This is a genomic window from Azonexus hydrophilus DSM 23864 (assembly GCF_000429605.1).
GTDB classification, from domain to species: domain Bacteria; phylum Pseudomonadota; class Gammaproteobacteria; order Burkholderiales; family Rhodocyclaceae; genus Azonexus; species Azonexus hydrophilus.
This window is the reverse complement of sequence record NZ_KE386925.1, coordinates 218,500-230,925: the sequence shown is the minus strand read 5'-3', so window position 1 is coordinate 230,925 and position 12,426 is coordinate 218,500. Positions and strand designations below refer to the sequence as shown.

The 12,426-nt window shown below is 62.0% G+C and carries 10 protein-coding genes and 1 tRNA gene; 6 read left to right on the top strand and 5 right to left on the bottom strand.

Annotated elements, in window-relative coordinates; genetic code table 11:
* The first annotated feature begins 7 nt into the window (after window positions 1–7).
* Entirely contained in the window at window positions 8–400 is a 393-nt protein-coding gene (locus tag G471_RS0112460) for a group II truncated hemoglobin (protein ID WP_028995637.1), read from the top strand.
* Window positions 401–403: 3 nt separating this feature from the next.
* Here G471_RS0112460 and G471_RS17585 read toward each other — a convergent pair whose 3' ends face one another.
* The gene (locus tag G471_RS17585; RefSeq protein WP_051295467.1) at window positions 404–1,351 is read right to left on the bottom strand and encodes an extracellular catalytic domain type 1 short-chain-length polyhydroxyalkanoate depolymerase; all 948 of its coding nucleotides are present in this window, start codon (window positions 1,349–1,351) and stop codon (window positions 404–406) included.
* A gap of 172 nt (window positions 1,352–1,523) precedes the next feature.
* Between G471_RS17585 and typA the strand changes: the two genes are divergently transcribed.
* Window positions 1,524–3,365, top strand: coding sequence for a translational GTPase TypA (gene typA, locus G471_RS0112450; RefSeq protein ID WP_028995636.1), 1,842 nt, complete (start codon window positions 1,524–1,526; stop codon window positions 3,363–3,365).
* Window positions 3,366–3,370: 5 nt separating this feature from the next.
* Window positions 3,371–3,526 carry a hypothetical protein gene (locus G471_RS19180; protein WP_157272517.1) on the top strand — a complete coding sequence of 52 codons (156 nt, stop codon included), beginning with the start codon at window positions 3,371–3,373 and terminating at the stop codon, window positions 3,524–3,526.
* Here the strand turns inward: G471_RS19180 and G471_RS17580 are convergent.
* The 3 genes from G471_RS17580 to G471_RS0112430 all read right to left on the bottom strand — a co-directional run bounded on the left by G471_RS17580 (window position 3,517) and on the right by G471_RS0112430 (window position 6,775).
* Entirely contained in the window at window positions 3,517–5,397 is a 1,881-nt protein-coding gene (locus G471_RS17580) for a putative bifunctional diguanylate cyclase/phosphodiesterase (protein WP_081700249.1), read from the bottom strand. The genes G471_RS19180 and G471_RS17580 overlap by 10 nt on opposite strands.
* 8 nt (window positions 5,398–5,405) lie before the next feature.
* Window positions 5,406–6,470 carry a GTP 3',8-cyclase MoaA gene (gene moaA, locus G471_RS0112435; protein WP_081700248.1) on the bottom strand — a complete coding sequence of 355 codons (1,065 nt, stop codon included), beginning with the start codon at window positions 6,468–6,470 and terminating at the stop codon, window positions 5,406–5,408.
* A 229-nt stretch (window positions 6,471–6,699) separates the two neighbouring features.
* Window positions 6,700–6,775, bottom strand: a tRNA-Asn gene (locus G471_RS0112430).
* Between the two features lie 190 nt (window positions 6,776–6,965).
* On the opposite strand from G471_RS0112430, the gene G471_RS0112425 reads away from it, so the two are divergent.
* Window positions 6,966–8,519 (top strand): AsmA family protein, encoded by a 1,554-nt coding sequence (locus G471_RS0112425; protein ID WP_157272516.1) that lies wholly within the window; start codon window positions 6,966–6,968, stop codon window positions 8,517–8,519.
* Window positions 8,520–8,569: 50 nt separating this feature from the next.
* On the opposite strand, the gene G471_RS0112420 is transcribed toward G471_RS0112425, so the two are convergent.
* Window positions 8,570–9,775 carry an amino acid aminotransferase gene (locus G471_RS0112420; protein ID WP_028995633.1) on the bottom strand — a complete coding sequence of 402 codons (1,206 nt, stop codon included), beginning with the start codon at window positions 9,773–9,775 and terminating at the stop codon, window positions 8,570–8,572.
* 81 nt (window positions 9,776–9,856) lie between these two features.
* Here G471_RS0112420 and uvrB point away from each other — a divergent pair, with 81 nt between their 5' ends.
* Both uvrB and G471_RS0112410 read left to right on the top strand, forming a co-directional pair.
* Entirely contained in the window at window positions 9,857–11,929 is a 2,073-nt protein-coding gene (gene uvrB, locus G471_RS0112415) for an excinuclease ABC subunit UvrB (protein WP_028995632.1), read from the top strand.
* The gene (locus tag G471_RS0112410) at window positions 11,926–12,408 is read left to right on the top strand and encodes a low molecular weight protein-tyrosine-phosphatase (protein WP_028995631.1); all 483 of its coding nucleotides are present in this window, start codon (window positions 11,926–11,928) and stop codon (window positions 12,406–12,408) included. The genes uvrB and G471_RS0112410 overlap by 4 nt, the downstream gene beginning before the upstream one ends.
* The last annotated feature ends 18 nt before the right edge of the window (window positions 12,409–12,426 follow it).

Genomic DNA, 12,426 nt, shown 5'->3' with positions numbered 1-12,426 from the left:
GAACCGCATGGAAGAAAAACAGGCCACCACCTACGAGAAGATCGGCGGCGAAGCGATGGTCGGCAAGCTGGCCGACCGCTTCTACGAACTGATGGATACCGTTCCCCAGTTTACCGAGTTGCGCGCGATGCATCCGCCCAGCCTGGCCGGCTCGCGCGACAAGCTGTTCAAGTTCCTGTCCGGCTGGTTCGGCGGCCCCGACCTGTTCGTCGAGGAATACGGCCACCCGCGTCTGCGCGCACGCCACATGCCCTTCGCCATCGGCACGCTCGAGCGCGACCAGTGGGTCGCCTGCATGGTGCTGGCGATGGAGGATGTCGGCATCGAGGAAGACACCCGCAAGGTCTTGCTGAACAACTTCTTCAATACCGCCGACTTCATGCGTAACAAGGAAGGTTGAGCGTCAGCGCCGCCCGCCGGATACTTCGCTGAAGAAAGTCCAGATCGCCTCGCTGGCGTCAAGCGCCTGCGAGGCGTTTTCCTTGCCGCGGCGGACGGCCTCGGCGCCCGGCCAGGAATGGCCGCCGTCCGCGGTGACGCAGAGCTGGACGGTGGCGCCGTCGCGGCAGCCGCGGTAGCGTTCGCACCAGGCGCCGGGGCTTTCCAGTGTGCGTTCGGGTTGTGTCTGACAGGCATTGCGCCCGACCCAGCGCTTGACCGTTTCCGGCACCGAAACGAAATCCATGACCTTGCTCGCATCGCGAAAGGCGTCCGGCCCGGCGCCGCCGTCGAACAGCACATGCGTGTCGTTGCGCGCGTGGATGTGCAGGACCGGCACCGGCCGCGCCGGCCGGCACGTGGTGACGGCTTCGGTACCGGCGACGGCAGCCACGGCGCGGACCAGGTCGGTGGCCTCGCAGGCCAGCCGGTAGGCCATCATGGCGCCGTTCGACATGCCGGTGGCGAAGACGCGCTGGCGGTCGATTGCCACCTGCCGGCTAACATCGGCGACCACGGCGCGGCTGAAGCCGACGTCGTCGCTGTTGCGGTCACGCGCATCCCCACAGCAGCCGCCGGCGTTCCAGGTGGCCAGCCGGCCGCGCGGCAAACGACTGTATCCATTGGGAAAGGCGACGACGAAACCGCCCTCGCGCGCCTTGCTGATCAAACCGTAGCGTGCGTCGTCGGCCATGAACTCGGCGTGTCCGCCGCCGCCGTGAAAGGCCAGCACCAGTGCCGCCGGCTTGCTGGTATCCAGACCAGGCGGAACGTACAGCGCGTAACGGCGCTTCTCGCCGTCGTGGCGGAGGTCCACGATTTTCGCTTCGTCGTTGTCTCGATCCCGCCAGCTGGCGCCTGCTGGAGCGGCAAGCAGCGTCAGGAGAGCGAGGATCAGGGCGCGGTGCAGCATTTCGATGGCTCCGGGAAGTCTTGCGGAAAGCATAGGCAAGCTGCGTTTTGCTGTCCAATCGCAGTTGTTACCAAACATAAATTTATTTGCCGGGTTGTGCGAGGGGATATGTTGCGACGCAGCATGGGATGGTAGAATCACGCCTTTGATTTTTCTGACTATTCCTACAAACATGTCCGCACGCCCCATCCGCAACATCGCCATCATCGCCCACGTCGACCATGGCAAAACCACGCTGGTCGACCAGCTGCTCCGCCAATCCGGTACTTTCGCAGCCCACCAGCAGGTGGTTGATTGCGTGATGGACTCCGGTGACATCGAAAAAGAACGCGGCATCACCATCCTGTCCAAGAACACCGCCGTCGAATACGAAGGCATCCACATCAACATCGTCGACACCCCGGGCCACGCGGACTTCGGCGGTGAAGTCGAGCGCGTGCTCGGCATGGTCGATGGCGTGGTGCTGCTGGTCGATGCCGCCGAAGGCCCGATGCCGCAAACCCGCTTCGTGACCAAGAAGGCACTGGCCCAGGGCCTGCGCCCGATCGTGCTGGTCAACAAGGTCGACCGCGACGGCGCCGATCCGGACAACGCCGTCAACCTGACCTTCGATCTGTTCGACAAGCTCGGCGCCACCGACGAGCAGCTCGACTTCCCGATCGTTTACGCTTCCGGCCTGAACGGTTGGGCGGCGATGGAACTCGACCAGCCGCGCGAGAACATGAAGCCGCTGTTCGACACCATCCTGCGCCACGTGCCGGCCCCCGATGCCGATGTCGACGCGCCGCTGCAACTGCAGATTTCCGCGCTCGATTATTCTTCCTACGTCGGTCGCATCGGCGTCGGCAAGATCATCCGTGGCCGCGTCAAGACCGGCCAGAACGTGATGGTCATGTTCGGTACCGATGAGGAGGCCGCCGAGCACGACCGTTCGCCGATCAAGGCCAAGATTGGCCAGGTGTTCGGCTACAAGGGCCTGAACAAGGTCGAAATGGACGAAGGTCAGGCCGGCGATATCGTCCAGATCACCGGTATCGAAGATCTGGTGCTGGGTTGCACGGTGACCGATCCGGACCAGCCGGAAGCGCTGCCGCTGCTGAAGATCGACGAGCCGACGCTGTCCATGCAGTTCATGGTCAACACCAGCCCGCTGGCCGGTACCGAAGGCAAGTTCGTCACCAGCCGCCAGATCCGCGACCGTCTGCACAAGGAACTGCTGACCAACATGGCGCTGCGCGTGCATGACACCCCGAACGGTGACGTCTTCGACGTGGCCGGTCGCGGCGAACTGCACCTCGGCATCCTGCTCGAAAACATGCGCCGCGAAGGCTACGAGCTGGCCGTCGGCCGTCCGCGCGTGGTCAAGAAGGTCATCGACGGCGTCGAATGCGAGCCGTACGAGCAACTGACCGTCGACGTCGAGGAAGAACACCAGGGCGGCGTCATGGAGGCCCTCGGCCTGCGCAAGGGCGAGATGCTCGACATGGTGCCGGACGGTCGCGGTCGTGTCCGCATCGAATACCGTATCCCGGCCCGCGGCCTGATCGGTTTTCAGGGCGAGTTCATGAACCTGACCCGCGGCAACGGCCTGATGAGCCACGTTTTCGACGAATACGCGCCGGTCAAGGAAGGCACCGTCGCCGAGCGTCGCAACGGCGTGCTGATCTCGCAGGACAACGGCGAAGCCGTCGCCTACGCGCTGTGGAAGCTGCAGGATCGCGGCCGTATGTTCGTCAACCCGGGCGAGAAGCTGTACGAAGGCATGATCATCGGCATCCACAGCCGCGAGAACGACCTCGTCGTGAACCCGATCAAGGGCAAGCAGCTGACCAACGTCCGTGCCTCGGGGACTGACGAAGCCGTCCGCCTGGTGCCGCCGGTCCAGCTCAGCCTGGAAGCCGCCGTTGAATTCATCGATGAGGACGAACTGGTGGAACTGACGCCGAAGTCGATCCGTCTGCGCAAGCGCCATCTGACGGAAATCGAACGCAAGCGGGCGCAACGCGGCCTGTAATTGCCATGCGCTTCTGCCAGCCCTGTCGGGAACTGGTACAGCGTCACCGGAAGGCGGCCCGTTGGGTCGCCTTTTTCATTGGCCTGTCGATTTTTTTCACCTTGCTCGGCCTGGTCAGCGACCCGGTCAATGGCATCGGCTTCTGCAAGATTTATCCCTGAGCGGGCGGTATCTGGCTCAGGAAGCGTTCGGCAAACTGCGCGTGCGGTAGCGGGCGACTGACCAGGTAGCCCTGCACCACATCGCAGCCCAGTGCCGCCAGGATGTCCCACTGGGCTTGCGTCTCGACGCCTTCGGCGACGACCTCCAGCGACAGGCTGTGGGCCATGGCAATGATTGCCCGGACCAGTGGCTCGCTATTGCGCTGCTGTTCGTCGTCGATCAGCCCGGTGATGAAGGCGCGGTCGATCTTGAGTGAGCCGACCGGCAGCCGCTGCAGGTAGGAGAGGGACGAGTAGCCGGTGCCGAAATCGTCCAGGGCGATGCCGATGCCGGCTGCCCGCAGGCGTGCCAGTTGGTCGACGCCGTCACCACCGGGGTCGAGAACGACCGATTCGGTGACTTCGACATCCATCGCCGAGGTCGGCAGCTTGTTTGCCGCCAGCGTATCGAGTATCCGTTGCGAGACGGAAGGGCGCCAGAACTGGCGCGGCGACAGGTTGATGGCGATCGGCGGGATCTCGCCGTAAAGCTGCCGCCATTCGGCAATCTGCCGGGCTGCCCGGTCGATGACCCAGTCGCCGAGCGGAACGATCAGTCCACATTCTTCGGCAACCGGAATGAACTGGTCCGGCGGGATCATCGAGTTGCCGTCACGCCAGCGCAACAAGGCCTCGGCACCGACCAGGCGACCATCGGTCAGGCTGAGCTTGGGCTGGTAGTGCAGTTCAAAACAATCGTCCTGAAGCGCCTTGCGCAGTCGCGTTTCGAGCGATATCCGCAAACTCAGGCGTTCGTCCATCTGCGGTGTGTGGAAACGGATGGCGTTGCCCCCCAGGCCCTTGGCGGCATACATGGCCGCATCGGCGTGACGCAACAGGGTTTCACCGTCACGGGCGTCTTTCGGGAACAGGCTGATGCCGATGCTGGCAGTACTCAGGAAAGTCGTGTCGTCATCGACCAGCGGTTCGCCGAGCGCGTCCTTGAGTTTCTGGGCAACAGCCAGCGCCGTGGCGCCATCGCTTTGCGGCAGGATGATGATGAATTCGTCACCGCCCTGGCGATAGAGCTGGCTGCCGGCCGGCAACAGGTTGCGCAGGAGGATGCTGACGGTTTGCAGCATGCGGTCACCGGCACGGTGGCCGAGGCTGTCGTTGACGTTCTTGAAACGGTCGAGATCGATGAACAGGACAGCCAGGGTTTGTTGCTGCCGGCTGGCTTCGTCGATGGCTGCCTGCAGTTGCTCGGCAAACAGCAGACGGTTGGGCAGGCCGGTCAGGCTGTCGTGGCGGGCCAGGAATTCCAGTTCCTCCTGATGCTGCCGGCGCTCGGTGATGTCGGTGACCGAACCGACCATCTGGTAGGCGGTTCCGTTCCGGTCGCGGACGGCCAGACCGCGCGAGGCGATCCAGCGGTATTGCCCGTCGCTGGCCAGCACCCGGTACTCGCAATAGAAGTGATCGGTTTCACCCTTGATGTGGCGGGCCACCTCGCGATTGTAAAAAGCGACGTCGTCCGGATGCACCAGGCGGAGCCAGGCGTGGGTGTCAGGCAGGAAATCCTCGCGATAACCGAGAATTTGCAGCAAGCGGGTGCCGACACGAAGTTTCTTGCTGACCGGGTCCCAGTCCCAGAAACCATCGTGCGCGGCCTGCATGGCCAGCTGATAGGCCTGCGAAATCGAGCGGTAATGCTGGAATTCGGCATTTGCCAGCCAGAGCATGGCGACACCGCCGGCACTCAGCAGCAGGACCGAAAGCAGGCCGGGCAGGAGAAGATTCAGGGCCAGACCAATCGCCATCAGGGCAATCGCACCCAGAATCGCCGACGGATACTGCAGCGACGATAACCAGGAAGCCTTGGCGACTGGCATGGCGCAGTTCAGCCGCCGGTCATCGACATGAAGCGGATGACCTGTGGGCTGTTCATCTGGTTGGAGAAATCATGCCCGAACGGCTTGATTCCCATGCTGTCCACAATCGCCTGGCGGAGTGCCAGGTCGTCGCCGCTGCGCAGCACCGGCAGCAGGTTGAGGGCGTCGTTCTGTCCGAGGCAGGGGTAGAGCTCTCCCTTGGCGGTGATGCGCACCCGGTTGCAGCTGTCGCAGAAATTGTGACTGTGCGGCGAAATGAAACCGACCCGTGTTTCGCTGCCGGGAATCCGCCAGTAACGTGCCGGCCCGCCGGAGTTTTCATCCGACGGCGTCAGTTCGAAATGCTGTCCAAGTAGCGCCAGGGTTTCCTCGGTGGAAATGTAGGTCTGGCTGCGTCCATGGATTTCGCCCAGCGGCATTTCCTCGATGAAGGAAATATCCAGTCCCTGGGCCATGGCGAAGCGGACCAGATCGACAAATTCGTGATCGTTGGTGCCGCGCATCATCACCGTATTCAGCTTGGTGCGACGGAAACCAGCCGTCGATGCTGCCTCGATGCCGCGCAGGACCTTGCCCAGCTCGCCGATCCGCGTGATCTGCCGGAAACGTTCGGGGTCAAGGGTGTCGAGGCTGATGTTCAGGCGTTTGACGCCGGCCGCCTTGAGCGGTTCGGCGAAGCGTTCGAGTTGCGAACCGTTGGTGGTCAGCACCAGATTGTCGAGGCCGGGCAGGGCGCCCAGGCGCTCGATCAGCCACATGACGTTCTTGCGTACCAGCGGCTCACCGCCGGTCAGGCGCAGCTTGTTGGCGCCCAGGCTGACAAAGGCTTCGGCCACCCGCAGCGATTCCTCGAGGCTCATGACCTGATTGCGCGGCAGGAAGGTCATTTCCTCGGCCATGCAATACGTGCAGCGGAAGTCGCAGCGATCGGTGATCGACAGGCGTACATAACTGACGTGGCGACCGTATTTGTCGACCAGCGTACCCGGAAGGTGGTCGGTCTTGGTCACGACGGGGCGGAAGTCGACGAGGCTCGCGGGCGTATCCTCGACATGCAGGGTTTCGTTACGCATGTGCCGGATTATCAGCGCTCGAAACACGGGGAACAAGGGGGTAGATCGAAATGGGTAGTCGCCGCATTTGCAACTGTCATCACAAAGCGCCGACTGGCACGAGTGAGTATGCTAATATCCTTGTCTGCCACTGCTTAGTGGCTTGTTTCTCCGGGATATTGGCAGGCTTGGAACAAGATTCCGGAAAAACAAAAAGCCCAGCGACATGGCTGGGCTTTTTGATGGAACTTGGCTCCTCGACCTGGGCTCGAACCAGGGACCTACGGATTAACAGTCCGGCGCTCTACCGACTGAGCTATCGAGGAATTGAAGCGAGCATTATAGGAGTAGAATGCCGGTGAGTCAAGTCTTCTCGGTCGTTTCTGGAATGGAAGTTGTGCGATGAATTCCGGTTTGGTCTATGCAAAAACCCCTATTGGGGATGAGGCTGTTCGTCAAAGTACACGGGTTGTCCAGCGCAATCTGCGGATGGTGCTGGTCCAGGTGGACGGAAAGATGACGGTTGGCGAATTGTCGGCCAAGATCGGCAATTCACGCCTGGTGGAAAATGCCATCGACGAACTGGAGCGCGGCGGTTATATCGTGCCACTGGCCAAGGCGGCTGCCGCCTGGGAGTTGGGTAAGCCCAAGTCCCGCAAGGAACAGGTTTCTGCCATTTCCCAGTTTTCCACTTTCGGTTCGGGCGCTGCTTCGGGGCCGACAAGCCTTGGCGCGCAAAGTCAGGTCAGCCGTTTTTCCTCCTTTGGCAAACCCATCCTGCCGACGGCGGCGCCGGTCGCTGAAGCGCCAGGTTTCCAGCCGGAATTCGAGCCGGACATCCATGACGATGTGCCGGCTCCGGCCGGTCGTCTGCCCCGTCTACTGGCCTTGGGCGGCGTCGGCTTGCTGGCATTCCTGGTCTTGCTGGTCATCTTTTTCCCTTACGGCAACTATCGCGCCGACATCGAGCGCGAACTGGGCGGCATGCTTGCGGCGCCGGTCACGGTTGGCAATGTTTCGCTCAGGCTCTTGCCGGCGCCACATTTATCCTTGCAGGGAATCACCATTGGCGCGGCCGGTGGTGGTGTTATCGATGCCATCGAAATTCATCGCCCATGGGGGATGATTTTGTCCGGGGCTGCCGGCGTCAAGGATGTCACGGTTGCTGGCGCCAGTATTCCGGTTGAACAGCTGCTGGCCTTGCCGGCGATTGGCAAGTCGCCGGCGATACCCTTGCCGGCCATGCGTCAGCTCACGCTCAGCGACTTCCGGGTCAATGCCGGGAATTCGGTATTTTTTGGTCCGTTCGGCGGACGTCTCCTGCTGTCTTCCGGGCAACTGGAAAGCGCCTCGCTGGAGACGCCGGATCGTAGTGTCCTGATCACGGCCAGGACGCTTGCCCAGGGTGTCGATCTGAAGATGGAAGGGCGTGCCTGGCGATTACCGGGGGTTCCCGTGACTTTCCCCGTCCTGCAGGCCAAGGTGGTGCTGGAAGAAAATCGCCTGCAGCTCGGCGACATCGATGCCAGTTTCTTCGGTGGCTTGCTCAAGGGCAACTGGACGCTGAGTTGGGGGACTGGCTTGGCGATGTCGGGTAATGGCGAGTTGACCCGTCTCGATCTGCGTCGTATCGGTGCCGACCTGATACCGCAGATGACGGCCGAAGGCGATCTCAGCGGCAGTATCCGGATTGCGGCTCGCGGAGACGACTGGCAGGCGCTCTGGCGAAATGCCTCGGCGCAGTTGCAGATCGATGTCACCCGCGGACTGATGAACGGCATGGATATTGGCGAAGCCGCAAGGCGCGGTCCCGGATCGCTGGTCCGCGCCGGGGCCACGCGTTTCGACAGATTGCAGGCCGATGTTGGTGTCGACGCGCAGGGCGTTTCCTTGCGCGACATCCGGCTTGATGCCGGTCTGCTGACTGCCTCGGGGCAGTTGCGGGTTGCGCCTGGCGGCGAGGTCAATGGCGCAATGGTGGCGCTGGCGCGCTCCTCGGTATCGACGACGCGGGTTCCGCTGGCGGTTAGCGGCAGCCTGCCGACCTTGACCCTGAGCGCGGGAAGATAAAAAAGGGCGGGAAAAATTCCCGCCCTTCGTTTTTGGTCAGTGCCGTCTGCTTACTTGGTGACGGCGGCGACTGCCTTGGCGACGTAGTCGATGTTCTTGCTGTTCAATGCAGCCAGACAGATGCGACCGGTCGATACGGCGTAGATGCCGAATTCTTCCTTCATGCGTTCAACCTGAGCAGCGGTCAGGCCGGTATAGGAGAACATGCCGCGTTGCTGGGTGACGAAGGAGAAGTCCTGGGCACAGCCGGTGGCCTTGATCGCGTCGACCAGACCGCCACGCATGGCGCGGATGCGATCACGCATGCCAGCCAGCTCGGCTTCCCACTGGGCGCGCAGTTCGGTCGATGCCAGCACGGCGGCAACCAGGGCGCCGCCATGGATCGGCGGGTTCGAGTAGTTGGTGCGAATGACGCGCTTGACCTGCGACATGACGCGGGCCGACTCTTCCTTGGAGGCGGTGACGACCGACAGGGCGCCGACGCGCTCGCCGTACAGCGAGAAGTTCTTGGAGAACGAGCTGGAGGCAAAGAACTGCAGGCCGGAGGCCGAGAAGGCGCGGATCGCCACAGCATCGGCATCGATGCCGTCGGCAAAGCCCTGGTAGGCCATGTCGAGGAAGGGCACCAGGCCGCGTTCCTGGCAGATGCCGACGACTTCGGCCCACTGGGCGTCGCTCATGTCGGCGCCGGTCGGGTTGTGGCAGCAGGCGTGCAGCAACACGACCGAGCCCGGGGCCATCTTGTTCAGGTCGGCCTTCATGCCGGCGAAGTTCACGCCACGGGTGGCGGCGTCGTAGTAGGCGTAGTCTTCAACGATGAAGCCGGCAGCCTCGAACAGGGCGCGGTGGTTTTCCCAGGACGGGTTGCTGATGTAAACCTTGGCGTCCGGGTTCAGGCGCTTCAGGTAGTCAGCACCGATCTTCAGGGCGCCGGTACCGCCGATGGCCTGGGCGGTGATCACACGGCCAGCGGCAAGCAGTTCGGAATCCTTGCCGAAGAGCAGGTTCTGGACGGCGGTGTTGTAGGCCGGGTTGCCTTCGATCGGCTGGTAGCCGCGCGGCAGGCTGGCCTTGACGCGCATATCCTCGGCAGCTTTGACGGCGGCCAGCAACGGAATCTTGCCGTTATCGTCGAAGTACACACCGACGCCAAGGTTGACCTTGGTATCACGCGCGTCGGCGTTGAAGGCTTCATTCAGACCGAGGATCGGGTCGCGCGGGGCCATTTCCACCGCAGCGAAGATCGAAGAGGACATTAGCGACTCCGTGAAATAATAGAGAGGGAACAACAATAACGCGCGATGTGTCCATCGCGACGACAAGCGCAGAATTTTATCATGAGCGAAACCAACAGCAGCACGCCCGTCGTCTGTTTCGACGGCAGTCCCTACCGTTTGCACCAACCCTTTCCGCCGGCCGGCGATCAGCCGGAGGCGATCCGCCTGTTGACGGAAGGGATCGAGGACGGCCTGTCGTTCCAGACCCTGCTCGGCGTGACCGGTTCGGGCAAAACCTACACCATGGCCAACGTCATCGCCCGTACCGGGCGGCCGGCGTTGATCCTGGCGCCGAACAAGACGCTGGCGGCGCAGTTGTACTCCGAGTTCAAGGAGTTTTTCCCGGAAAACGCCGTCGAGTACTTCGTTTCCTACTACGACTACTACCAGCCGGAAGCCTATGTGCCGTCGCGCGACCTGTTCATCGAAAAGGACAGTTCGATCAACGATCACATCGAGCAGATGCGTTTGAGCGCGACGAAGAGTCTGATCGAGCGGCGCGACGTGGTGATCGTGGCTACTGTGTCGTGCATCTACGGTATCGGCGACCGCGACGAGTACCACAACATGATCCTGACCATGCGCGTCGGCGATCGCATGGATCAGCGCGACATCGTCAAGCGTCTGACTGACATGCAGTACGAGCGCAACGAGATGGACTTCCATCGCGGCATCTTCCGCGTGCGTGGCGACGTCATCGACATTTTCCCGGCCGAACACGCCGAGCACGCGATCCGCGTCTCGCTGTTCGATGACGAGATCGAGAGCCTGCAGTTCTTCGATCCGCTGACCGGCCAGTTGCTGCACAAGGCCTTGCGCTTCACGGTGTTCCCGGCGTCGCACTATGTCACCCCGCGGGCCACCGTAGTGCGGGCGATCGAGGCAATCAAGGCGGAATTGCGCGAACGCATCGAGTTCTTCACCAATCACCAGAAACTGGTCGAGGCGCAGCGGATCGAGCAGCGCACCCGCTTCGACATCGAGATGCTCGACCAGATCGGTTTCTGCAAGGGTATCGAAAACTACTCGCGGCATTTTTCCGGGCGTAAAGCCGGCGAATCGCCGCCGACGCTGATCGACTACCTGCCGCGCGATGCGCTGATGTTCATCGACGAATCGCACGTCAGCATCGGCCAGGTCGGCGGCATGTACAAGGGCGACCGCTCGCGCAAGGAGAACCTGGTCGATTACGGTTTCCGCCTGCCGTCGGCACTCGACAACCGGCCGCTGAAATTCGACGAATTCGAGCGCCAGATGCGCCAGACCGTTTTCGTGTCGGCGACCCCTGCCGAGTACGAGAATGAGCACGCCGGCCAGGTCGTCGAGCAGGTGGCCAGACCGACCGGGCTGATCGATCCGCAGGTCATCGTGCGCCCGGCAACGACTCAGGTCGATGATCTGCTCGGCGAGATCAACAAGCGGGTCGGCGTCGCCGAGCGGGTGCTGGTGACCACGCTGACCAAGCGCATGGCCGAGGATCTGACCGATTTCCTGGCCGATAACGGGATCAAGGTGCGTTACCTGCATTCGGATATCGATACCGTCGAGCGCGTCGAGATCATCCGCGATTTGCGCCTGGGCGAGTTCGACGTGCTGGTCGGCATCAACCTGCTGCGTGAGGGGCTGGATATTCCGGAAGTTTCGCTGGTCGCCATTCTCGATGCCGACAAGGAGGGTTTCCTGCGTTCCGAACGTTCGCTGATCCAGACCATTGGTCGGGCGGCGCGCCATATTCATGGCACAGCGATCCTGTACGCTGATAGGATTACGCAATCCATGCAGAAAGCCATCGCCGAGACGGAACGGCGACGGGAAAAGCAGATCGCATTCAACGAGCAGCACGGCATCGTGCCGCGCGGGGTGTCCAAGAAGATCAAGGACATCATCGACGGGGTATACGATGCCGAATCGGCGCAGACCGAGCTGAAGGCGGCGCAACAGCGCGCGGTCTACGAGGCAATGGATGAAAAAACCGTCGCCAGGGAAATCAAGCGACTCGAGAAACAGATGCTCGATTGCGCGAAGAACCTGGAATTCGAAAAAGCGGCGGCTGCGCGCGACGAACTTTTCCGACTCAGGGAACGTGTTTTCGGCGTTGCACAGCACGACCCCGATGGAGATAAGAGGCAATGATTTACCGCGTGCTGCTGGTTTGCATGGGCAACATCTGTCGTTCACCAACGGCAGAGGTTGTGCTCAGACATATGATAAAAATCAATGGACTGGGAGATAGAGTTGAAGTTGATTCTGCGGGAACGCACGGCTATCACGTCGGCGAAGCCCCGGATTCGCGTACGCAGCGGGCAGCATCGGCGCGTGGCTACAACCTCTCGCAATTGCGTGCCCGCAAGGTGGCCTTGCAGGACCTCGATTACTTCGACCTGATCCTGGCCATGGACCGCAGTAATCTGGACAACCTGCAGCGCATGGCGATGCCTGAGCAATTACCCAAGATTCAGTTGCTCATGGATTACGCCGGGAATTTCGAAGACGACGAAGTGCCGGATCCGTACTATGGTTTGGGGCACGGCTTCGACCTGGTGCTCGACATGGTCGAGGACGCCGCCAAGGGCGTGGTCGAGGCGGTGCAGAAAAAACTCAGCAGCGGCTGAGGCGGCTTCAGCAATGAA

Coding starts and splice junctions, on each gene's coding strand:
- G471_RS0112460 (WP_028995637.1), top strand. CDS start 8: ATGGAAGAAAAACAGGCCACCACCTACGAGAAGATCGGCGGCGAAGCG.
- G471_RS17585 (WP_051295467.1), bottom strand. CDS start 1,351: ATGCTGCACCGCGCCCTGATCCTCGCTCTCCTGACGCTGCTTGCCGCT.
- typA (WP_028995636.1), top strand. CDS start 1,524: ATGTCCGCACGCCCCATCCGCAACATCGCCATCATCGCCCACGTCGAC.
- G471_RS19180 (WP_157272517.1), top strand. CDS start 3,371: ATGCGCTTCTGCCAGCCCTGTCGGGAACTGGTACAGCGTCACCGGAAG.
- G471_RS17580 (WP_081700249.1), bottom strand. CDS start 5,397: ATGCCAGTCGCCAAGGCTTCCTGGTTATCGTCGCTGCAGTATCCGTCG.
- moaA (WP_081700248.1), bottom strand. CDS start 6,470: ATGCGTAACGAAACCCTGCATGTCGAGGATACGCCCGCGAGCCTCGTC.
- G471_RS0112425 (WP_157272516.1), top strand. CDS start 6,966: ATGACGGTTGGCGAATTGTCGGCCAAGATCGGCAATTCACGCCTGGTG.
- G471_RS0112420 (WP_028995633.1), bottom strand. CDS start 9,775: ATGTCCTCTTCGATCTTCGCTGCGGTGGAAATGGCCCCGCGCGACCCG.
- uvrB (WP_028995632.1), top strand. CDS start 9,857: ATGAGCGAAACCAACAGCAGCACGCCCGTCGTCTGTTTCGACGGCAGT.
- G471_RS0112410 (WP_028995631.1), top strand. CDS start 11,926: ATGATTTACCGCGTGCTGCTGGTTTGCATGGGCAACATCTGTCGTTCA.